Source organism: Bradyrhizobium sp. 142 (genome assembly GCF_023074015.1).
In the GTDB taxonomy this organism is placed as follows: Bacteria; Pseudomonadota; Alphaproteobacteria; order Rhizobiales; family Xanthobacteraceae; genus Bradyrhizobium.
The window spans coordinates 90296-111135 of the sequence record NZ_JADPKQ010000167.1; the positions used below are offsets into that span (position 1 = coordinate 90296).

The 20840-nt window shown below is 62.7% G+C and carries 19 protein-coding genes and 1 pseudogene; 14 read left to right on the top strand and 6 right to left on the bottom strand.

Annotated elements, in window-relative coordinates; all coding sequences use genetic code 11:
* Positions 1-35 precede the first annotated feature (35 nt).
* The 3 genes from IVA82_RS15890 to IVA82_RS15900 all read left to right on the top strand — a co-directional run bounded on the left by IVA82_RS15890 (position 36) and on the right by IVA82_RS15900 (position 3978).
* The gene (locus IVA82_RS15890; protein ID WP_247387568.1) at positions 36-1445 is read left to right on the top strand and encodes an LLM class flavin-dependent oxidoreductase; all 1410 of its coding nucleotides are present in this window, start codon (positions 36-38) and stop codon (positions 1443-1445) included.
* Between the two features lie 165 nt (positions 1446-1610).
* A complete protein-coding gene (locus IVA82_RS15895) occupies positions 1611-2576 on the top strand; it encodes an aliphatic sulfonate ABC transporter substrate-binding protein (protein WP_247387569.1) in 966 nt (321 codons plus the stop codon).
* Between the two features lie 61 nt (positions 2577-2637).
* Entirely contained in the window at positions 2638-3978 is a 1341-nt protein-coding gene (locus tag IVA82_RS15900; protein ID WP_247387570.1) for an LLM class flavin-dependent oxidoreductase, read from the top strand.
* Here IVA82_RS15900 and IVA82_RS15905 read toward each other — a convergent pair.
* Positions 3975-5075, bottom strand: coding sequence for an LLM class flavin-dependent oxidoreductase (locus IVA82_RS15905; RefSeq protein WP_247387571.1), 1101 nt, complete (start codon positions 5073-5075; stop codon positions 3975-3977). The two genes, IVA82_RS15900 and IVA82_RS15905, sit on opposite strands and share 4 nt — an antisense overlap.
* 360 nt (positions 5076-5435) lie before the next feature.
* On the opposite strand from IVA82_RS15905, the gene IVA82_RS15910 reads away from it, so the two are divergent.
* Genes IVA82_RS15910 through epsC form a run of 6 tightly spaced genes read left to right on the top strand, consistent with a single transcriptional unit; the run spans position 5436 to position 10827 of the window.
* Complete coding sequence (locus tag IVA82_RS15910) at positions 5436-6218, top strand: ABC transporter permease subunit (RefSeq protein ID WP_247493410.1); 783 nt, start codon at positions 5436-5438, stop codon at positions 6216-6218.
* Positions 6215-6946, top strand: coding sequence for an ABC transporter ATP-binding protein (locus IVA82_RS15915; protein WP_247387572.1), 732 nt, complete (start codon positions 6215-6217; stop codon positions 6944-6946). The genes IVA82_RS15910 and IVA82_RS15915 overlap by 4 nt, the downstream gene beginning before the upstream one ends.
* A 17-nt stretch (positions 6947-6963) precedes the next feature.
* Positions 6964-7968 carry an NrtA/SsuA/CpmA family ABC transporter substrate-binding protein gene (locus IVA82_RS15920; RefSeq protein ID WP_247387573.1) on the top strand — a complete coding sequence of 335 codons (1005 nt, stop codon included), beginning with the start codon at positions 6964-6966 and terminating at the stop codon, positions 7966-7968.
* Positions 7969-7983: 15 nt separating this feature from the next.
* Complete coding sequence (locus IVA82_RS15925; RefSeq protein WP_247387574.1) at positions 7984-9216, top strand: acyl-CoA dehydrogenase family protein; 1233 nt, start codon at positions 7984-7986, stop codon at positions 9214-9216.
* 49 nt (positions 9217-9265) lie between these two features.
* On the top strand, positions 9266-9838 hold the full coding sequence (locus IVA82_RS15930; protein ID WP_247387575.1) for a flavin reductase family protein: 573 nt from the start codon (positions 9266-9268) through the stop codon (positions 9836-9838).
* 38 nt (positions 9839-9876) lie between these two features.
* A complete protein-coding gene (epsC, locus tag IVA82_RS15935) occupies positions 9877-10827 on the top strand; it encodes a serine O-acetyltransferase EpsC (protein WP_247387576.1) in 951 nt (316 codons plus the stop codon).
* Here epsC and IVA82_RS15940 read toward each other — a convergent pair.
* From IVA82_RS15940 to IVA82_RS15955, 4 genes are read right to left on the bottom strand one after another with little or no spacing between them, the layout of a single operon-like run.
* Positions 10824-11693 carry an ABC transporter permease gene (locus IVA82_RS15940; protein ID WP_247387577.1) on the bottom strand — a complete coding sequence of 290 codons (870 nt, stop codon included), beginning with the start codon at positions 11691-11693 and terminating at the stop codon, positions 10824-10826. The two genes, epsC and IVA82_RS15940, sit on opposite strands and share 4 nt — an antisense overlap.
* Positions 11686-12546 carry an ABC transporter ATP-binding protein gene (locus IVA82_RS15945; protein WP_247387578.1) on the bottom strand — a complete coding sequence of 287 codons (861 nt, stop codon included), beginning with the start codon at positions 12544-12546 and terminating at the stop codon, positions 11686-11688. The genes IVA82_RS15940 and IVA82_RS15945 overlap by 8 nt, the downstream gene beginning before the upstream one ends.
* Positions 12543-13601, bottom strand: a complete 1059-nt coding sequence (locus tag IVA82_RS15950) for an ABC transporter substrate-binding protein (protein ID WP_247387579.1) — start codon at positions 13599-13601, stop codon at positions 12543-12545. The genes IVA82_RS15945 and IVA82_RS15950 overlap by 4 nt, the downstream gene beginning before the upstream one ends.
* Before the next feature lie 20 nt (positions 13602-13621).
* Positions 13622-14548, bottom strand: coding sequence for a TauD/TfdA family dioxygenase (locus IVA82_RS15955; RefSeq protein WP_247387580.1), 927 nt, complete (start codon positions 14546-14548; stop codon positions 13622-13624).
* 725 nt (positions 14549-15273) lie between these two features.
* Here IVA82_RS15955 and IVA82_RS15960 point away from each other — a divergent pair.
* From IVA82_RS15960 to IVA82_RS15980, 5 genes and pseudogenes are all read left to right on the top strand, one after another.
* Positions 15274-16110: a methyltransferase domain-containing protein gene (locus IVA82_RS15960; RefSeq protein ID WP_247387582.1), complete on the top strand. Its 837-nt coding sequence runs from the start codon at positions 15274-15276 to the stop codon at positions 16108-16110.
* A 43-nt stretch (positions 16111-16153) separates the two neighbouring features.
* On the top strand, positions 16154-17497 hold the full coding sequence (locus IVA82_RS15965; RefSeq protein ID WP_247387584.1) for an LLM class flavin-dependent oxidoreductase: 1344 nt from the start codon (positions 16154-16156) through the stop codon (positions 17495-17497).
* Positions 17498-17542: 45 nt separating this feature from the next.
* Positions 17543-18354: pseudogene (locus IVA82_RS15970) on the top strand (MetQ/NlpA family ABC transporter substrate-binding protein).
* 363 nt (positions 18355-18717) lie between these two features.
* Positions 18718-18870 (top strand): hypothetical protein, encoded by a 153-nt coding sequence (locus IVA82_RS15975; protein ID WP_247387586.1) that lies wholly within the window; start codon positions 18718-18720, stop codon positions 18868-18870.
* A 52-nt stretch (positions 18871-18922) separates the two neighbouring features.
* Entirely contained in the window at positions 18923-19435 is a 513-nt protein-coding gene (locus IVA82_RS15980) for an Lrp/AsnC family transcriptional regulator (RefSeq protein ID WP_247387587.1), read from the top strand.
* Between the two features lie 184 nt (positions 19436-19619).
* Here the strand turns inward: IVA82_RS15980 and IVA82_RS15985 are convergent, their stop codons facing one another.
* Positions 19620-20021 carry a hypothetical protein gene (locus IVA82_RS15985; RefSeq protein WP_247387589.1) on the bottom strand — a complete coding sequence of 134 codons (402 nt, stop codon included), beginning with the start codon at positions 20019-20021 and terminating at the stop codon, positions 19620-19622.
* Positions 20022-20840 lie beyond the last annotated feature (819 nt).

The window sequence follows — 20840 nt, forward strand, 5'->3', positions numbered from 1 at the left end:
AAAATGTTCTTCGCAATTGACGACCGGACGAGACCATGACCAGACCGCGCGAGCTACGCTTTAACGCCTTCAACATGACCGCGCCGAGCCACAATTGGGCCGGTCTATGGTCTCATCCGCGCGACGCATCGATCGACTACAACACGCTCGAATATTGGGCTGACTACGCCCGGACTGCGGAGCGTGGGCTGCTCGACGGCATCTTCCTGGCCGACGTGTTCGGCGTGTACGACGTCTTCGGCGGCAATGCCGATGCGGCAGCATTACATGCTGTGCAACTGCCCAACGCGGACCCGACACTGCTGGTGTCCGCTATGGCGCTCGTCACCCATCACCTCGGCTTCGGTATCACCTCGAACCTGACCTTCGAGCATCCTTATCAATTGGCCCGCAAGTTTTCGACGCTCGACCATCTGACCCAGGGGAGGATCGGCTGGAACATCGTCACCGGCTATCTCGACAGCGGCGCGCGCGGCATGGGGCTTCCGGCCGGTCGCGCCCATGATGACCGTTATGACGCAGCCGAAGACTTTCTCACCGCGGCCTACAAGCTGTGGGAAGGAAGCTGGGAGGACGACGCCGTCCGCCGTGATCGCGGCAAGCGCATTTTCACCGATCCGGCAAAGCTCCACCGCGTGCTGCACGAGGGTCCTTATTTCAAGGTCGACGGCATCCATCTCGCCGAGCCTTCGCCGCAGCGAACGCCACTGCTGTATCAAGCCGGCACCTCAAGGCGCGGTCGCGCCTTCGCGGCCCAGCATTCGGAAGCGATCTTTCTTAATGGCCAGACCAAACCGATCCTTGCGCGCGCGGTGCGCGAGATCCGCGAAGCGGCCAAGACCTATGGCCGCGATCCCTATGACATCCGCATGTTCGCCGGCGCGACCTCGATCGTGGCGCCGACCCGCGGCGAAGCGAACGACCTGCTTGAGGACTACGCGCGACACGTCGACCAGACCGGCCAGCTCGCCCTGCTCTCGGGCTGGATTGGCATCGATTTGTCGACCTACAGATCGGACCAGCCGATCGAATATGTCGAGAGCAATGCTATTCAGTCGATGGTCGAGAATTTTACGGTGCGGAGCGATCGACCGGTCAATGTCGGCGACCTCGCCAGATTAAGCCGTGCCGGCGCCCGGTCGCCCTTCGTGGTCGGCTCGCCGCAGGACGTCGCCGACGAGCTGATTGCCTGGGCCGACGAGACTGACGTTGACGGCTTCAATCTGTTCCGCCTGGTCGCGCCGGAATCATTGAATGCCTTCGTCGACCTCGTGGTGCCGGAACTGCAATCGCGCGGCGTCTACAAGACCGCCTATCGCGACGGCACGCTACGCGAAAAGCTGTTTCCGGGGCGCGGTCCGCGGCTGCACAGCACGCATCCCGGCGCGAACTTTCGGCACACAGGATCGACAAAGGTCGCGTTCCAATCCGACGCTGCGGAATAGCGCCGGGAAACCCCGTTCTCAGATCGAAACCGACTGGAGAATGTTCGTTCCGTGCCGAGCGATACCTTGAAATTGCAAGGCGGCGTCGATTGCCGGCACATTGCAGGCTTACTGCGTTGTCCATATGAGCTGCTTAAAGCGGCTGAGCCCCAAGGATAGCCCTTCATGTCTCATCCCCTGTCCCGCCTGCGAGCTCTCGCCGCGGCTGCGCTCGGCTTCTTCGCCATGGCGTCCGTTCAGCCCGCGACGTCCGAGGAGCTCCGCATCGGCTATCAAAAATCCTCGACACTGACGGCGATTCTGAAGACCAACCGCGAGCTGGAGAAGGCACTGGCGCCGCGCGGCGTCACCATCTCCTGGCACGAATTCACCAGCGGCCTCCCGCTACTCGAAGCCATCAACATCGGCAGCATCGATTTCGGTGCCGACGTTGCCGACACGGTGCCGATCTTCGCGCAGGCTGCGGGCGCCAAGCTCGCCTATGTCGCGGAGGAGGCCGCGTCGCCTGCCGCACAAGCAATCGTCGTTCCGCAATCTTCGACCATCAAAAGCATCGCTGAGCTGAAGGGCAAGAAGATCGCGGTGACCAAGGGCGCTGGCAGCCACTATCTGCTGCTCGCGGCACTGGCGAAATCCGGTCTCAGCTTCAAGGACATCACGCCTGCCTATCTGACGCCAGCGGACGGCCGCGCGGCGTTCGTCAGCAACAATGTCGATGCGTGGGTCGCCTGGGATCCATTTCTGACCAGCGCCCTGCAGCAGACCAAGGGCCGCATCCTGACCGACGGCAGAAACGGCCTTGCAAGTTATAAGCGCTACTATCTCGCCTCGGCCGCCTATGCAGACAAGCATGCCGAAGTGCTCAACGTGGTCTTCGCAAAGCTCTCAGAGAGCGGCAAATGGGTGAAGGCCCAGCCGAAGGAAGCTGCCGCGTTGCTTGCCGGGCTCTGGGGTATCGATACGGCAACCGTCGAAGAGGCCAATAGCCACCGCTCCTACCAGGTGGGCGCAGTCACCGGAGCCGGCCTGTCGGAGCAGCAGCGCATTGCAGATGCATTTCACGCCGAGGGTCTGATCCCCGTGAAGATCGACACCACCGCCATCAAGATCTGGTCCCCGAAGGGGTCCTGATCTCCAGCGGCCGCCCTGTTGCACATCGCGATCGCACAACACGCTGACTACCGGAATTCTCATGCCGCCACGACAACTGCACCTGAACGTCAACCTGCTTCACTCCGGTGTCTATCCGTCGGCGTGGCGCCTTCCGGACAGCGATCCGCGCGCCTTCTTCGATCTCGGTCATTATGTGCGTGTGGCTCAAATTGCCGAACGAGGGAAATTCGACGCGATCTTTCTGGCGGACTCCCCAGCCGTGAACGACCGCATCGACTACCGGTCGTTCACGTCGCTGGAGCCGACCATCGTGCTGGCGACGGTTGCCGCTGCGACGAAGCACGTCGGGCTGATCGGGACGGTGTCCACAACCTACAACGAGCCTTACAACATCGCGCGCCGCTTCGTGACGCTCGATCACGCCAGCGGCGGGCGCTCGGGATGGAACGCGGTCACGACGGCAGACGCCGCTTCAGGCCGGAATTTCGGCCTCTCGTCGGTGACGGAGCACAAAGCCCGCTACGATCGCGCCAAGGAATTCACAGAAGTCGTCCACGCCTTGTTCGACAGCTGGGAGGACGATGCCTTCGTCGGCGACAAGGCGAGCGCCAGATTTGTCGATACGTCCAAGGTGCATCCGATCGCCCATCGCGGCTCGCATTATTCGGTGGCTGGACCGCTGAACGTCCCGCGCTCGCCGCAGGGCCGTCCGGTCACGGTGCAGGCGGGCGGTTCGAACGACGGACGCGACTTCGCGGCGGCCTATGCAGAAGCCGTGTTCACGCTGGCGCAGAGCATCGAGGAAGGCGTCGCCTATGCGCGCGACTTGCGTGCGCGCGCCGCGACTTATGGTCGGTCGGGCGATTCCATCGTCATCCTGCCGGGGCTCGCCACCGTCATCGGCAACACCGAGGCGGAAGCCAAGCGGCGGCAGGACGAGCTATGGGAGCTGGTGCCGATCGAATACAGCCTGGCGCGCCTCGCCGGAACACTCCAGATCGACGCTGCCTTGCTCGAACTCGACAAGCCCCTGCCGGATCCGCTGCCGCTGCCGGTCAACGCCAATCACACGATGTTCCAGGGCACCGTGAACCTAGCCCGCCGCGACAACCTCACCGTCCGCCAGTTGCTGCGCGCGCTCGGAGGCGGCGTCGGGCATCGCATCGTTGTCGGCACGCCGGAACAGATCGCCGACGACATCGAGGCCTGGTTCAAGGCCGGTGCCGCTGACGGCTTCAATCTGATGCCGGATGTCCTCCCATCCGGGCTCGAAACCTTCGTCGATACTGTCGTGCCCATCCTTCAGAGGCGCGGACTGTTCAGGACCGAATACACCGGCGCGACGCTGCGCGATCATTTTGGCCTGCTGCGATCGGCGAGCCGCTATGCCAAGCGGTCGCCAGAAGTTGCCTCGGCCTAGCCGCCTCGGCCTGAGGACTGGGCCTGCCGCTCGACGGGCCCAGCCGATCGCCTCGCCCGCACACGCGGAATGACCTCAAGCGCAAAGCGCCGCATCTCGGCCTCGAACGGCTGGAATTGCAGCATGAAGAGCTCGATGCCGGCCGCATGGAACGCCTCGATGCGCTCCGCCACCTCGTCATAGCTGCCGACCAGCCCCGCGGCCGTACCGCCATTGCTGCCGACGCGCGGGGTCTTCTGCATGGTCTGCATCATCACGACCTTCGGGTCGGTATTCTGCTTCTGGATCGCCTTCATCGGCGCATCCTTCGCGGCGAGGCTCAGCAGCCGCTCGTAGGCAGATTGCGCCTGCTCCCGAGTTTCTCGGGCGACGACGAAAGCGGATAGACCGAAGCGCAACGGCGGCGCCGAACCGCGCTGGCGGTCCGCGACATCGGCAATCAGGCCGGCGACATCCTGGAGCGGCTGGCCGTTGATGAACCAGACATCGCCATGGCCGGCGACGAGATCGCGCGCCGGCTCTGATTCCCCTCCGACATAGATGGTTGGCCGCCTGCGGTAGAGACTTGTCGGGCGGAGCGCATAGTCTAAGACGTCGAAGTGATCGCCGCTGAAATTGAGCCGTTCACCCTCCATCAGGCGGGACACCACGGAGATCCATTCCTTGCCGTAAGCATAGCGAGCATCATGCTCCGGGAAGCCGATCCCGGCCTTCTCCAGTTCCGGGCGATTCCAGGCGTTCACCAGATTGATCGCAAACCGGCCACGGCTGATGTTCTCGATCCCGAGCGCCAGCTTCGCGAGCACGACGGGGTGATATAGATACGGCTTGATCGCGGCGATGATCTCGATGCGCTTCGTCAGCGCGGCAATTGCGGCTGCAGCGCTCCAGGCCTCGAGCTGATCGAGATCGTCCTGATGCGGATTGATCGTATGCTGCGCGATCAGCGTGGAATCATAACCAAGTTCCTCGGCTGCAAGAATGAGATCGCGATTGCGCTCCCAGGACGCATCATAGGGCTCTTCCGGATCCTGATGCGCCGCACGCGGCCCGTGAACCAGGGCCCAGATGCCGAAGCGAAGGGGTGCAGTCGCCATCGTGCTCTCCCGTAACTATCTTTGGTGATGCCATCGATCGTCACCTGTTCTCGCCAAGGGCTGATGCAAGATCAAGCACATCCACCTCAAAAGATTTTCCTTGTCGTGCAGCGGCGCCGTAACGACAGCAGATCACTCCGTATCGAATGACAATTGAAATAGCGCTCTATTTCTGTCGAGCCGATTTTGTGGGACATTTTCGGTAGACGACAAGTCATTGGCGTCGCACCTCCCGCATCGGATGCGGGAGGTGGAACGAGGTCTCGCGTCTTGAGCAACATCGAACTGAGCCAAATCGACCGCACGGCGATCGGCGCGGATAATGCGCCGTCATCGCATGGCAGTACTCGATCCCCCGCGATAGCAAGCAAGCTTGGCGCTCGCGGCCTTCAGCTCCTGTCCTGGATTGCACCCGTGCTGCTCGTCATTGTCTGGGAGGCGCTTGCACAGGCGGGATGGCTTTCGCCACAGGTTTTGCCCGCGCCGAGCAAAGTTATCCGGACAGCGTTCAAGCTTGCGACCACCGGGAGCCTGTTGAACGACCTCGGCGTCAGCCTCCTGCGTGCCGCAGCCGGCTTTGCGATCGGCGCTGCGGTCGGCGCAACGCTGGGCGTTTTTGTCGGCTTCTCACGAATTGCGGAGGCCGCGATCGACCGCAGCGTGCAGATGATCAGGGCCGTCCCTTTCCTCGCCGCACTCCCCCTCGTCATCGTCTGGCTCGGCGTCGGCGAAGCGGAAAAGATCTTTCTTGTCGCACTCGGCGTCACTTTCCCGATCTACGTCAATACCGTGCTTGGTATCCGCCAGGTCGATCCCAAGCTTCTCGAGCTGGGACGGGTCCAAGGCCTGAGCTCGCTCCAACTGATCCGCCGGATCATCCTTCCCGGCGCATTGCCGTCGATCCTGACCGGTGTTCGTTATGCTCTCGCCACGGCGTGGCTCGCGCTAGTGGTGGCTGAAACCATCGGTGCCCAATCCGGGATCGGATTCCTCGCGATGGATGCGCGCGAATTCTTGCGCACCGATGTGATCGTCCTGACGATCGTGATCTACGCGCTTATCGGCGTCGCAGCCGACGCCATTGCCCGCTTTCTCGAACAGCGTCTGCTCGGCTGGCATCCGAACTACGGAGCGGCGCGATGAACGTGTACGTCGTTCCGCAGTCTTCCACACCATTCGAATCCGGACCGGCCGTGGTTGTCAGGAACCTCGTCCGCAGCTACGGCAGCCGCGTCGTAATCGAGAAATTGAACCTGCGCATCGATCGCGGCGAGTTCGTCGCCCTGCTCGGCGAGAGCGGGTGCGGCAAGACAACGCTGTTGCGCGCACTGGCTGGGCTCGATCCCATCCAAAGTGGCCGTATCGCGGCGCCCCCCCGCCGGCCGGCCGTGGTGTTTCAGGAGCATCGCCTCCTGCCATGGGACAATCTCTGGCGGAACGTGGCGCTCGGCTTGCAGGTTCCGGATCCTCGCGAGCGCGCCGCCGAAGCGCTTACCGAGGTCGGCCTCGGTGACAGGCTCGAAGACTGGCCCCGCAATCTTTCCGGCGGGCAAGCCCAGCGCGTCGCCCTCGCTCGAGCGCTGGTGCAGCAGCCGGAGCTTCTGCTGCTCGACGAGCCGTTTGCCGCGCTCGATGCGCTGACCCGTATCCGCATGCACGAGTTGGTCCGCGAACTGGTGGCCAATCATCAGCCGGGCGTCCTGCTCGTCACCCATGATGTCGACGAAGCGATCGCCCTCGCCGATCGCATCCTCGTGATGCGCAACGGCGGGATCGCCTTCGAGCATCGCGCCGTGCGTGACGGCTCGACACCCATCTCGCGCGCCGAGCTCCTCGGCGAGCTTGGTGTGGTCGCCCATTCTCACAGCTAGTCATCTGGAAGGCCGACATGTCCGACTTTTCGTCCGCCAAACCATCCCGGCGCAGCTTCCTCGGCTCCGCAGCCTTCGGCATTGGCGCGCTCGCCGGCATGAATATCAGCGAATTCGCCCAGGCCGCACCTGGCCGGACCACCGACACGGTCCGCCTCACCTGGGGCCTGAGCGGCCTCAATCTGATCGCCAAGGAGCGCGGCGAGTTCGAGAAGGTGCTGGCCAGGGACGGCATCAAGGTCGAATGGCTCGGCCCCTTCCCGAACCATGCGCCGACCTTGCAGGCGGTGACCGGCGGCAGCGCAGATTTCAGCTTTGGCGGCAGCACCACGCCGGCATTGGCCGCCATCATCGCTGGCTCGCCGCTGGTGTTCACGCAGTTCGTGGTCTACGAGCCGCGCACCACGGCGATCATCGCCAAGGACGGCTCCGGCATCGACAGGATCGAGGATCTCGTCGGCAAATCGGTCGCAGTCAACCGCTCCGGCCTCGGCGAATTCCTTCTGGTCGCCGCGCTGGAAAAGCACAAGGTCGACCGCTCTGCGGTGAAGTTCGTCTATCTCAATCCGCCGGACGCCGCGCCGGCACTCGCCTCAGGCAAGGTTGACGCCTGGTCGATGTGGAGCCCCGGCGTCGACATCGCCCGGCTCGAATACAAGGCGCACGATATCTTCCTGGAGGGTCGCGATCTCGAATTCCAGATCGACTACACCTCCTACCTGACCACCCCCAAATTCGCGACCGACAATTCCGCCCTCGTCCGCGCTGTGAACGATGCGTTCCGCGCCGAGGGCAAGTGGATCTCGGAGAACAGCAAGGACGCTGAGTACATCGCCCAGAAGGCGGGGAAATACAGCGATCAGGTCCGCGACCAGTTCATCGCGATGAACCGCAAATACCGCTACTTCGCAGTCAACGACGAGCAGTTCGTGGGCGAGTTGCAGAAGGCTGCAGACTGGCTCGTCGCGCGCAAGGTTCTACCCGAGCCGGTCAAGGTGACCGATCATCTCGCCCAGCTCTAATAACAGGCCAAGACAATGAACAAGACCGTATCTGCTCTCTCCATCGGCAAATCCGTGCCGCTCAAGATCGGTTCGCCGGAGCTGGAGGCTCTGCTCAACCAGATCGCCGAGGGGGCCAGTGACCGCGAGCGCGACCGCGTCCTGCCCTTCGAGGTCATCGATCTCATTCGCCGGGCCCGCCTTGGCGCGCTGCGTTTGCCGGTGAACGCGGGCGGCGCCGGCAGCACAATCCGCGATCTCTTCGCTTTCGTCATCCGCCTTGGCGGGGCCGACGCTAATGTCGCGCACATCCTGCGCAACCATTTCAGCGTGGTCGAGCGCCTGGTGCGTACACCCAAGGACGAGAAGAGCCAGCAATGGCAGGAGGCGGTCGCCGAGGGCGCCATCATCGGACTTGCGACGACCGAGCTCGAAAGCCCGCGGGTCGGCAATGTCACGCCCGGGACGACGTTCACGCCGGACGGCAACGGCGATTATCTGCTGAACGGCACCAAATATTACAGCACCGGCACGTTGTACTCCGATTATGTGCTGGTGCGCGCGGCCGATCCGTCCGGCGCGACCGGCGCCACGATCGTGCCGATCAAGCGCGAGGGCATCGAGCTGGTCGATGACTGGGACGGGCTCGGGCAGCGGCTCACTGCGACCGGCACGACGCACTTCCGCAACGTCAAGGTCAAGCGCCAGGAAGTGGTGTTCGATACGCCTGACGGCGGTTATGGCGTGCCCTATTCCAATACGTTCGCGCAGCTGTTTCTGACGGCGATCGTTGCGGGCATTGCGCGTGCGACGCTGCGGGATGCGACAGCCCTGGTCCGCTCGCGCAAGCGTACGTTCTACTATGCGCCGACCGAGATCCCGACCGACGATCCGCTCCTGCAACAGACGGTTGGCCAGATCGCCAGCGGCGCCTTTGCGGCCGAAACCGTCGTGCTGGCGGCCGCCGAAGCGCTGGACATCGCGACCGACGCATTCGACGCCGGCGCTGCGAACGCGGCGGATGCTGCGCACACGGCCGCCCTGCTCTCGGCCAAAGCAAAGATCATCGCCGACGATTTCACCATCCGCGGCGGCAGCCTGCTGTTCGACGTCGGCGGCGCGTCAGCTACCAAGAAGGTCACGAACTTCGATCGTCACTGGCGCAACGCGCGGACGCTGTCGTCGCACAACCCGACGACCTACAAGGCGCGCTCGATCGGGGAACACGAAATCAACGGCACGCCGTTGCCGGCGAAGGGCTTCTTCTAGCGGAGGAATCCAAATCCAGTACCGGCAGGCGCGATGCGAGGAAAGTCAGATGGGAAAGTCGGACATTCATCTGGTCAGCGGCGGCAACGAAATCGAGCACCAGTTTCGTGCCGTGATGCGTCGTCTTGCGGGTGGCGTCAGCATCATCACCGCGGGCCGCGACCAGGACATCACGGGCATGACGGTGACATCGCTGACTTCACTAAGCGCGAGCCCACCCCGCGTGCTGGTCAGCGTCAATCGGCAAGCTTCCTCCTTTGCTCCGATCGATCGTCATCGGGTCTTTGGAGTCAACATCCTCGGATCCGATCAGCAGGAGCTGGCAAGCCGGTTCAGCAACAGCAGGCTCAAAGGTGCGGAGCGCTTCGAAGATATATCGTGGACCACCGGCACATCGGGCGTCCCTCTGCTCGGCCATTCGCTGGCAACGATCGAATGCCAGGTGGAGGAGATCATCGAGAGGTATTCGCACGGGATCATCGTCGGCAGCATCCTGAGCTTCGAGCTGTCACCCCAGGTCTCCGGACTGGTCTACTGGAACGGCCAGTACATCGAGATCAACCACGACGTTGATCTCGATCTGCTCGCCGAGATCAGTATTCCCCTGGCCCATGTCAGGTGAGATTATCGTCCGACATCACCCCGATGGACTGAGGCGGCATGAAGCACGAAATCCCCCGCAAACCATCCGATAACGAGGCGCGCAGCCCCGATAACCCGGCGCAGAAGCGGTGGCAGCTCGAGCGGGTCGTCGCCGCGCTCCGCGTCTCCCGGGAGGAGACCCACAGCATCCGCCGGGATGGCGAGGCCCGCCGCGCCCCTTCGCGCGAGGCGCTTCAGATCATCCTGGACGGCCTGACCGAGGCGCTATTCCCACGCCATTACGGCCAGTTCGATCTCGACGGGGAGAATATCGACTATTTCGTCGGCAACCGCCTCAGCATTGCGCTCGACAGCCTTAGCGACCAGGTCCATCGCGCCGCGCTCTTCATCGGCGACGAGCTCACGCCCGGCTTCCAGCGCGATGATGCGATCGAGCTGACACGCGACTTCGCGTCGCAGCTTCCCGACGTGCGCGGGCTGATCATCAGCGATCTTCGTGCCGCCTTCGTGGGCGACCCCGCGGCCAGGAACTTTCCCGAGATCCTGATCGGCTATCCCGGGATGACCGCGATCATCCACCACCGTCTCGCCCACATCCTCCATCAGCTCGGCGCGCGGCTGATAGCGCGGCTGGTCGCCGAGATCGCCCATACCCGAACCGGCATCGACATTCATCCCGGCGCCAGCATCGGCTCCGGCTTCTTCATTGATCATGGCACCGGCGTCGTCATCGGCGAAACTGCCATCATCGGGGGCAACGTCCGCATCTATCAGGCGGTGACGCTCGGGGCGCGACACTTTCCAACCGACGATGAAGGCAGTCTGATCAAGGGCGACGCCCGGCATCCGATTGTGGAAGACGACGTCGTCATCTACGCCGGTGCGACCATCCTCGGACGGATCACGATCGGCCGGGGCTCGACCATCGGCGGCAACGTCTGGGTGACCCAGGATGTGCCGCCGAACAGCGTCGTGACGCAGGCTACGGCCCGCAACAAACCCGGCTAGGCGCCTACGGGTGCCTTCCAGCGCATCAGACGGCGCTCCAGCGCCTCGAGGATCGCGTTGAAGAGGAGACCGATCACGGTGATTCCGAGGATGCCGAAATACATCTGCGGGATCAGGAAGCTGTACTGGCTGTTGATGATGAGATAGCCGAGCCCGGACTTCGCACCGACCATCTCGGAGGCCACCAGCACCAGCATCGCCGAGGCGCTTGCCAGGCGGATGCCGACGAAGATCGTCGGCAGCGACGCCGGCAAGATCACCTTCCGGAACAGTTGGCTTGGCGTCGCGCCCATCGTCCGCGCCGACTTGACCAGCAGCGGATCGACCTGCCGGACGGCCGCGATCGTATTGAGCAGCAGCGGCCAGGCACAGCTGTAGACCACCATCGTGACTTTCGAGAGCTCGCCGATGCCGAGCAGCAGGATGAACACCGGCAGCAGCGCCAGCGGCGCCGTGTTGCGCGCGATCTCGATGGTCTGGTTCAGGAGATCGCCCAGCCGGGCGTACCATCCCGTGAACAGGCCCAGCGGCACCATCAGAACGACGGCAATCAGGAATCCGCTCAGCGCCCGCAGCAGGCTCACGCCGACGTCGTCGTAGAGTTCACCGCTCTGCGCGAGCTGCCAGCCCGCGGCGATCACCTCGGAGAACGGCGGCAGAAACGTCACGTCGACCAGACCCAGCCGCGGCGCCGTCTCCCAGACGGTCAGGAACAACAGCAGTAGCAGCGATCGCTGTCCGATGGCGCCGAACCATCGCGCGAAGCCGCCTGTCAGCGCAGTGAGTGCGCCGGCGCGTTGTGCGGCCCGGTCCTTCGGGCTCCCCTCGGCCAGCTCCAGCAGCGTCAGTATTTCCAGATTAGACATGAGCCAATTCCTTAGCCTTTGCGACGCGCTCGCCTTCAGCTGCGGCTACCTGAGCTCCTTGCGCCTTCAACACTTCGTCGCGCAGCAAGGACCACACCTCGTGCCTGACCTGCCCGAACTCCGGCAGCGAGCGGACGTCCTCAGTCTCGCTGTGCAGCTCGTCGGGAATATCGACGATCTGCTTGATCCGGCCAGGACGCGAGGTCATCACCGCCACGCGCTGGCCGAGCACGACGGCCTCGTCGATGCCATGCGTGATGAACAGGATGGTCTTTCCGGTGCTGCGCCAGATCCGCAACAGCTCGCCTTGCAGCGTCTCGCGCGTCTGTGCGTCGAGCGCCGCGAACGGCTCGTCCATCAGCAGCACCTCCGGGTCGTAGGCGAGGCTGCGGGCGATGGCGACGCGCTGCTTCATGCCGCCCGAGAGCTCGTGCGGATACCGGTCGGCAAAGCCGGACAGCCCGACCAGATCGAGATAGTGCAGCGCCTTCTCCCGCCGCGCCCTGGCCTTCAGGCCGGCGATGTCGAGCCCGAACTCGACATTCTGCGCAGCCGTGCGCCAGGGAAACAGCGCGTATTGCTGGAACACGATGCCGCGATCACGTGCCGGCCCATCGATGACCTTGCCGTCGAGCACGATGCGCCCGCTGCTTGGCGCCGTCAGGCCGCCGAGCAGGTCCAGCAAGGTCGACTTGCCGCAGCCGCTCGGCCCGACCAGCGCCAGGAACTCGCCGGGACGGACATCCAGCGTGATGTCGTCCAGCGCGGTGAAGCGCTGTGCCGGCCTGCCATCCGGGCCCCGGACCAGGAACTCCTTCCGTACATGCTCGAATCTGATCTTGGCCGTGGTCATTTGGCCTCCGCGGTCTTGCCGGGGCGGAAATAGTTGAACGCGTTGGTGTAGAGATCAGACGGCTTGAGCTGATCCGGCTTCAAGAGACCATCCTTGACCAGCCAGTCGACCCACACCTGAAGCTCGCCATCGCCGATCACGCCGCCCTTGGTGGCGACACCCGTGCTCCTCCAATACTTGATGGGTGTGGCGTCCTCGTTGCGCTTGCGATCAGCGATGATGCGCTCGAAGCGGGCGCGAACCTCCTCCGGCGGCGTCGTTTGCGCCCAAGCGATGGCACGGGACACGCCCTCGACCAGCTTGCGCGAGGTGTTGGGATTGTCCTTGATAAACTTGTCCCTCAGCACGTAGGACCCGCCGGTGAAGTTTCCGAAGATGTCGGTATCGGCAAACAGCCTGCGAATCCCACCGCGTTCGAGTGCCTTATCGCGCAGCACGCCGCTGAGCGTGGCCACCTCGACCTGCCCCTGCCGCAATACCTGCTCGCCGGTGACGGGCGGGATCGCGACCAGCGTCACCTGCTTCGCCTCCGCCGGCGTCAGGCCATTTCGCGCCAGATACTCGCGCAGCACAAATTCGAGATGTGCACCGAGCGTGTTGACCGCGACCTTCTTGCCGATCAGGTCCCGCGCAGTCTTGATCGGGCTGTCTTCTTTCACGTAATAGCCGTTGTAGGTGTTGTCGTCCGAGCCGTAGTAGCCGACCACCGCCTTGATCGGCGCCTTGGCAGCGATCAACTTGATGATCGCGCCATAGAACGCGCCGCCGATATCGATGTCGCCGGTCACCACCGTCTGGATGTCCTGCGGACCGCTGATGGTGTTGCCGATCCATTTCAGCTTGAGCGGGGCGAGATAGCCGAGATCGTCGGCCAGCTCGACGAAGGTCACCTGCCCGGCCCAGCCTTGGTAGCGGATCTCGGCCTTTTCGAGCTGCGGCTCGGCCATGGCGCTGCCGACCAGCCCCGTCAGCCCGAGGGCGGCGAGACCAAGTTGCCGTCCTCTTGCACGTAGACCGGCGACCAGGCGACGCAGCGCAGAGATAGCGATTCCCATTGTATTCACTCCTTGCTCTTTCAGGCGGCCTTCGCCTGCGGCTTGGTCGACTTGATGCGGGTGACGCTGTTGCGGCCGTCGATGCTGACCGGCACCTCACCGTCGATGGTGGCGCGCCGGACGACGCGGCGCTGATCGCCGTAATCGTTGACGGCGTAGTGCTGCGTGGCACGGTTGTCCCAGATCACCACGTCGCCCTGGCGCCAGTTCCAGCGCACCGTGTTCTCGGGCGCGGTGATGTGGGACTGGAACAGATCGAACAGCTTCTGGCTGTCGTATTTGGACAGGCCAACGAAGCGCTGGACGAAATTTCCGAGCACCAGCGTGCGTTCGCCGGTCTCGGGATGGACGCGAACGACGGGATGCTCGGTCTCGTAGATCGTACCGGTGAAGACCTCCTCGAAGTGCTTCCTGTCGGCTTCGCTTGCGCGCGTCTTGACCGCGTAATCATAGGCGTTGCTGTGCACCGCCCAGAGCTCGTCCGCGAGATTGCGGAGCGGCGCCGGCAGATCGAGATAGGATGCCGCCGTGTTCGACCAGATCGTGTCGCCGCCGAACTCAGGGATCACGACGCCACGCAGGACGGAGATCTTGGGATACGCGTCAACGAAGGTGACGTCAGTGTGCCACTGGTCGGCGCGGCCGCCGCCCCGCCCGGAGTCCAGTTCGAGGATCGACGCGGTGCCCTTGGTGGCGCCGACCGTCGGGTGCGGCACCAGCTTGCCGAGCCTCACGGCGAAACTCTCCTGCCCCGCATCGTCGAGATGGTTCTGGTCGCGGAAGAAGACGACCTTGTGTTCGAGCAAGACCTGGTTGATCGCCGCGATCGTCCGGTCCGGCAGATCGCCCGAGAGCTTGATGTTCCTGATCTCCGCGCCGATCCGTGCCGAGCGCTTGACGACGTCAGCACGCGGAATGACGTTGTCGATGGTGATTGCGTCCGTCATGTCATCTTCCCCAAGATTGCGATCCAATTTTGACAAGGCTCCGCCGCTCGCCGATCGCTGACGCGATAGCGGAGTAAACACACAGTGATGGTCACGATCGATCCCCTTGCAGCGTCGCCGTCTGCTCTGGCGGCAATCGCGTCCGCCTGGATCTTTACCGAGACGCTGCATCAATGCAGCCTCTCGCTCAGTCATAAGATGCTAGCTCAAGGCTTTCGGAAATAGCTTCCAAAGTTGAAGGGAGCCGGAAAATAGTTGCACGCACCCACACGACGTATCCGACTGTATTCTGCGCTTTCTGCTATTCAGCCGCGACAGTGTTCGGCGAGCGACACGCCGCATAGAGCGCAGTTCGAAATCATCGGCGATGGGCGCGCGCTGCTCAACCAAGGGCCGGAACGAAGCAGCGTCGTGGGCCGCATCGATCACCGTACCTTTTCAACCCGAACAACGAACCCATTTCCGGGCTACAGCGCGTTGAAAGATTTGCGTCGCCGGCGTGGCGCGAACCGGAGAGCGAGGAGAGGCGCTCGGCATGCGCGGCAGCTTTGAATTGAGGCGATCGACCTGCAACATCATCTCTTCGACGCATGCGTGTCGCTAGATTCATGCTCGCATCGGACTGAACAACGCAAATTCATTTCATCGACATTCCTCTCTCCGACAACATAAAGTTCGTGCCGATTAAGCCGTCTCGACGGCCCGTTGGAGATTTGGGAAGCACGATGTCGACCCCCGGCGTCATCAGCCTTGAACGAGACACGCCCGAGCTTGCACGCACGTACGAGCAGGCCGGCATCCTTCAGTTTCACCACGGCAAATTCCTCGTCGGCCCGCTCGCATTGAAGTCCGGGGATCGCGTGCTCGATATCGGCGCCGGCACTGGCCGCCTCACCGAATTCGTCGCGGGGCTTGTCGGCCCCGACGGCCGCGTGATCGGCATCGATCCTCTCGAGAACCGCATAGCCATCGCACATCTCCGCGCGTCGAAGGCGCTGACGTTCGACGTTGGCCGCGCCGAGGACCTTTCGCGCTTTGAATCCGCATCATTCGATGCCGTCTACCTCAATAGCGTTTTCCATTGGATCGCGGACAAGGGGCTGGCGCTGCGCGAGATCGAACGTGTCCTCAAGCCGGGCGGCCGGATCGGGTTGAACATTCAGGACCCGACCAAACCTCACGAATCCCGCGCCTTGCTTCGGCAGGCCATCGACCAGGCCGGTTTCGCCGAGAGGAGTGGTGAAGCGCAACGGGTACTCGGAGCAACCGACGATGAACTCAAAGCGCTCTTCGTTGCGGTCGGCCTCGTCGATTACCGAAGCGACCTGCGTTCACTGGTCGATCTGCACGGTGACGTGAATTCAGCGCTCGGATGGTCCGAAGCCAGTGCATTCGGCAACTTCCTCTGCGGCTTTTCTCCGGCGGAACGGGCCGCGATCGACGCAGCCTTTGCTGCGCTGGTCGAGGCGAAGCGCACGCCGGAGGGTCTGCGCCTGGAGCGATATCTGCGTTACGCCTTCGCGCGAAAGCCGGGGCCTCAACCCGTCCCTTCGATCCCCTAGCCGCTCCGCCTCCTCTTCGGCCATCGCACCTGGACGTCAAACCATGAGCAACCAACGGCAGCTTGTTCTCAATCTCTTCATCTATCCCGGCGGCCATCACGAAGCTGCGTGGCGCTACAAGGGATCTGAACCAGATCGCATCCTCGACATCACGCATTATCAGGAGCTGGCGCAGCGCGCCGAGGCGAGCAAGTTCGACGCGATCTTCTTCGCCGACGGGCCGGCGCTGGCCGACAACGTCCGTTACGCCCAGCGTTTTCGTTTCGAGCCGATCACCTGGCTCGCGGCGATCGCCGCGGTGACGAAACGCATCGGCCTGATCGCAACCGCGTCGACCACCTATACCGAGCCCTACAATCTCGCGCGCCTGTTCGCCTCGCTCGACCATCTGAGCAAGGGCCGTGCCGGCTGGAATATCGTGACGACCAGCGCGCCGCAGGCCGCGCAGAACTTCGGGCTGCCCGAGCATCCCCTTCACCATGAGCGCTACGAGCGCGCCCGCGAATATATCGAGGTGATCTCGCGGCTGTGGGACAGCTGGGAGGATGACGCGCTCGTCAACGATCCCGCCTCCGGAGTCTTCGCCGATACCAGCAAGATCCACACGCTCGACCACGTCGGCAAGCATTTTCGCGTGCGCGGCCCGCTGAACATTTCGCGCGTGCCGCAGGGCCGGCCGGTCTATGTGCAGGCCGGCGCCTCCGATGACGGCCGTGCCTTCGCCGCCCGATATGCGGAGGCGATCTTCACGGCGCATCAGACCCTGGACTCGGCGAAGGGGTTCTATGCGGACATCAAGCGTCAGGCCCGCGCCTTCGACCGCGGTCCCGACGAGATCAAGATCCTGCCCGGCATCAGCCCCTTCATCGGCAGCACGCAAGCCGAAGCGGATCGCCTCCAGGACGAGTTCAACGCGCTGATCCAGCCCGAATATTCCCTGACCCAGCTGCGCCAGATGATCGGCGTCGATCTTACCGGCTACGATTTCGACGATCCCGTGCCGCGCCATTTGATTGACACCGCAAGCGCGCGCGGCGTCGCCAGCCGATTCAAGCTGGTGGTCGATATTGTAGACCGCGAAAAGCCGACGATCCGTCAGCTGGTGCAGCGCCTAGCCGGCGCGCGCGGCCACTGGGTCATCGCCGGAACTCCGGAGAAGATCGCCGATGACATCCAGATCTGGTTCGAGGGCGGCGCGGCCGACGGCTTCAATGTGATGCCGCCCTGGCTGCCCGGCGGCTTTGACACATTCGCCGAGCAGGTCGTTCCGATCCTGCGCAAACGCGGCCTGTTCCGCGAAGACTACACCGGCACGACCTTGCGCGAGCACTACGGACTCGCGCGGCCGGCCAGCGTCTACTCCAACGCAGTCAAGGCGATCGCCTGAGACCGTTTTCGCACCCACATCCGAACTTGAGATCGGCAAGCAGACATGAAGACAGCATTGTTTCTCCTCTCCGGCCTTTTGGCTGTTTCTCAGCTCGCCGCCGGAGACGGCTTTGCACAGCAGCCCACAAAACCGGAGCTGCGAGTTGGTTTCGTGCCGGGGCCCTATATCGACGAGTTCAAGATCGGCGTCGAGCCGGAGCTGAAGAAGGGCTACAAGATCCGCTATGTCGAGTTCTCGACCGGCCTTGAAGCCAACAACGCCGTGTTCAAGTCCGAGATCGATGCCAATGTGATGCAGCACACGATCTTCCTCGACTCCTACAACGAGCGCCAAAAGACCGATCTCGTCGGCATCGTCCACGTCCCCACACCACCAATGGGCCTCTACTCGAAGAAGCACCCGCTGGGCACGCCGATCAAGCCGGGCTCGAGCGTCGCAGTGCCGAACGATCCCGTCAATTTGCAGCGCGCGCTGCGGGTGCTGCGCGACCTCGGCCTGATCGAGATCCGCGATAGCAAGCCGGTCGACGTCACCGAACTCGACGTCCTGAAGAACCCCGGCGGCATCAAGCTCGTTCCACTCGAAGCCGCGCAGGCGCCGCGGGTGCTCGATGACGTCGATTTTGCCGCCATCCAGGGCAATTTCGCGATCTTCACGGACTGAAGCTGACCAACGCCTTCGCGCTGGAGAAGATGACGACACCCTACATCAACGTGCTCGCCGTGAAGAAGGCCAACGCCAGCGCTGAGTGGGCTCAGGACATCGTCGCCAGCTATAAATCGGCGACATTCAGGACGGCGATCCAGGCAGACCGGTTCTACGACGGATTCACCTTGCCAGACTACATGAAGTGAGGAGCTCGCGGCGCGCCGACCTGAGCCTGCTGTATGCATCGTTCGACAGCATGGGCATGCCTATGATGCCTAATGTGTCAGACTCGTGCCGCAGACCGCTGAAGGCCGGTTCCCCACAGCACCTGCGGCACGCCGACGTGCTCGCGCTGCTCGCGAACGACTGATCCAACGCCTCCGCTCCCGGTACACCCTATGAAAAATGTCCCTTGCGAAACGGCGCCATGGAATTTTCTGCTCGGACCAATGACAGCTTCAGTACGATCCAACCAAACTGATCGTTGCCAACGCCTGGCGATGTTCGACGTCTGGTCGCTCGTGATAGCGTTGCCGGGTTCTCGCCCCACAATGTTGTCCGGAGTGAACATGAGCTACGTCATCTCGCTGTATTCAAGCTTCGCCAGCTGGCTCGAACAGGCACGCGGATGGTTCCGGCGCTCGCTGCGGCCACAGACGGGCGGTGAGAGCGGCCATCAGGACGACCTCTACGAGATCTTCCTGTTCGGGCCCCACGGGTAGCAATCCTGCGTAAGTGCCGCCCCCGCCTCCCCTGACACAAAGGTAATCCGACATGACCGACGCTGCGCTGCAGGTCGCCGAGACGAGCCGCCGCCTCGATGCCATCGACCGCAAGATCCTGACGGTGCTCCAGGACGACGCCTCGCTCTCGGTGGCCGAGATCGGCGACCGGGTCGGTCTGTCTTCGACGCCGTGCTGGAAGCGCATCCAGCGGCTCGAAGCCGACGGCGTGATCCAGAAGCGCGTCGCGCTGGTCGACCAGAACAAGATCGGCCTCGGTCTCTCCGTGTTCGTCTCTGTGGAAAGCGCCGATCACTCGGATGCGTGGCTAAAGCGTTTCGCCGCGGCGGTGAGCGCCATGCCCGAAGTGATGGAATTCTACCGTATGGCTGGCGATGTCGACTACATGTTGCGCGTCGTCATTCCGGACATGCAGAACTACGACGTGTTCTACAAGAAGCTGATCCACGCCGTCCCACTCAAGAATGTCACCTCGCGCTTCGCGATGGAGAAGATCAAGTCGATCACGGCCTTGCCGATTCCGCTGGCTGTGACGGTGGAATAAATGTTGACGAACGGCGGGCCTAGCGCGACTGATTCAACCACAGCGCATCAAAGCATCCTAAACTAACTACGCCGCGAAGTCTTTCGGGTCTGGTTGATTGGAGGTATCTGCGGACAGCTGCCGCCTGTCGCCACGTCGCATATCCCCCGCTCTCGGCACTCGTGCGCCTTGCTCCACGAGTGCTTCAATCCACTCTTGACGTCGACTCACACTGGCCTTGATGGGATTGTTCTTGATCTCCCGGTGCACGCGTCGTGCAGACCACGCCTTCTAACCAGCTGAAAAACTTGAAGTCTCCGTTCCAACCATCATGGGGAATATTGCAGGGCCTCAACGGCCGAAAAAGCCGATGCGGCGCCATCGAGCGAGCGCGATCGCAGAAAATCGCAGTCCGGCGCAGGAAATCGCACAAAATCGTGGAGCGGGTGAAGGGAATCGAACCCTCGTATTCAGCTTGGAAGTCGGGGAATTTCTGTTGCGATCTCAACAGGCATTCCGACAATTCACAGCCTTTTTGCTTGTTGAGATCACTACAGAATTTGCTCTTGTCGGAATGATGTTCGAGTTGGCTGCCAACTGGCGACAAGATACTCCGACTGCCCCTCCGGGCTCGACAGCCACACCTCAGCTTTTCGATTTCAGAAGTGAGCGCTCGACCTGGCCGACGCTCGGCTCGATTACTGCGCGGTCGCGGCGCGCTCCAAATTCCGTCTAATGACAACCAACGTCATCTAACGTGGGTCAGTCCAGTCCATCATGGGTGCCACAGAAAAGCGATAGTCTTGATATTTCAACAGTTTATCTTACTCTTCAATGGGATGAACCGCGAACGTGTGCACTCCAAACTAGACGAAATTGCACACGTTTGTACCCGTTTTGACCTCTCGGTGCACACATAGTGCACACGAAAGTCGGAGTGCACACGCGTGGCGACCTTCACACAAATGGCATCCGGAAACTGGCGCGTCCAGGTCCGCCGCAATGACCCGCTATGTGGCCGAGACATTCCGAAGGCGCAAGGATGCCGAAGAGTGGGCGCTCGAAATGGAGCGCAACATCGACCGCAACGGTTCGGTTAACCGATCTGGCAGCTCTGGTATGAAGCCCCCAAAAACTGCTTTGAAATTGCCTCGGTATTGCAGACGGAAGCCATTGAAGAGTGGCCGGTGAGCATACCGATGGCTGGGCCGGCACATGGAACGAGTGCAGCGACGAGACCACTGACGCGACAGTGATAGCGACGGCGGCTTACCGAGCTATCGCCCAAAGTTGGTGACGGCGGGAATCGGGAAGGCGGCATATCGTGGGGGTGCTTGACGCCTCCACTTCTCCACCGAAGGAGCGATATGCCGTGTCCAACGATAACGTCATCCAGCTGATACAGCCAGGAATCTTCGACGACCAA

Excerpts from the sequence above, each read along its gene's own strand:
- IVA82_RS15920 (WP_247387573.1), top strand. The coding sequence starts at position 6,964 with ATGTCCGACTTTTCGTCCGCCAAACCATCCCGGCGCAGCTTCCTCGGC.
- IVA82_RS15975 (WP_247387586.1), top strand. The coding sequence starts at position 18,718 with ATGAGCTACGTCATCTCGCTGTATTCAAGCTTCGCCAGCTGGCTCGAA.
- IVA82_RS15900 (WP_247387570.1), top strand. The coding sequence starts at position 2,638 with ATGCCGCCACGACAACTGCACCTGAACGTCAACCTGCTTCACTCCGGT.
- IVA82_RS15945 (WP_247387578.1), bottom strand. The coding sequence starts at position 12,546 with ATGACCACGGCCAAGATCAGATTCGAGCATGTACGGAAGGAGTTCCTG.
- IVA82_RS15980 (WP_247387587.1), top strand. The coding sequence starts at position 18,923 with ATGACCGACGCTGCGCTGCAGGTCGCCGAGACGAGCCGCCGCCTCGAT.
- IVA82_RS15940 (WP_247387577.1), bottom strand. The coding sequence starts at position 11,693 with ATGTCTAATCTGGAAATACTGACGCTGCTGGAGCTGGCCGAGGGGAGC.
- IVA82_RS15895 (WP_247387569.1), top strand. The coding sequence starts at position 1,611 with ATGTCTCATCCCCTGTCCCGCCTGCGAGCTCTCGCCGCGGCTGCGCTC.
- IVA82_RS15930 (WP_247387575.1), top strand. The coding sequence starts at position 9,266 with ATGGGAAAGTCGGACATTCATCTGGTCAGCGGCGGCAACGAAATCGAG.
- IVA82_RS15960 (WP_247387582.1), top strand. The coding sequence starts at position 15,274 with ATGTCGACCCCCGGCGTCATCAGCCTTGAACGAGACACGCCCGAGCTT.
- IVA82_RS15890 (WP_247387568.1), top strand. The coding sequence starts at position 36 with ATGACCAGACCGCGCGAGCTACGCTTTAACGCCTTCAACATGACCGCG.
- IVA82_RS15950 (WP_247387579.1), bottom strand. The coding sequence starts at position 13,601 with ATGGGAATCGCTATCTCTGCGCTGCGTCGCCTGGTCGCCGGTCTACGT.
- IVA82_RS15965 (WP_247387584.1), top strand. The coding sequence starts at position 16,154 with ATGAGCAACCAACGGCAGCTTGTTCTCAATCTCTTCATCTATCCCGGC.
- IVA82_RS15925 (WP_247387574.1), top strand. The coding sequence starts at position 7,984 with ATGAACAAGACCGTATCTGCTCTCTCCATCGGCAAATCCGTGCCGCTC.
- IVA82_RS15905 (WP_247387571.1), bottom strand. The coding sequence starts at position 5,075 with ATGGCGACTGCACCCCTTCGCTTCGGCATCTGGGCCCTGGTTCACGGG.
- IVA82_RS15955 (WP_247387580.1), bottom strand. The coding sequence starts at position 14,548 with ATGACGGACGCAATCACCATCGACAACGTCATTCCGCGTGCTGACGTC.
- epsC (WP_247387576.1), top strand. The coding sequence starts at position 9,877 with ATGAAGCACGAAATCCCCCGCAAACCATCCGATAACGAGGCGCGCAGC.
- IVA82_RS15915 (WP_247387572.1), top strand. The coding sequence starts at position 6,215 with ATGAACGTGTACGTCGTTCCGCAGTCTTCCACACCATTCGAATCCGGA.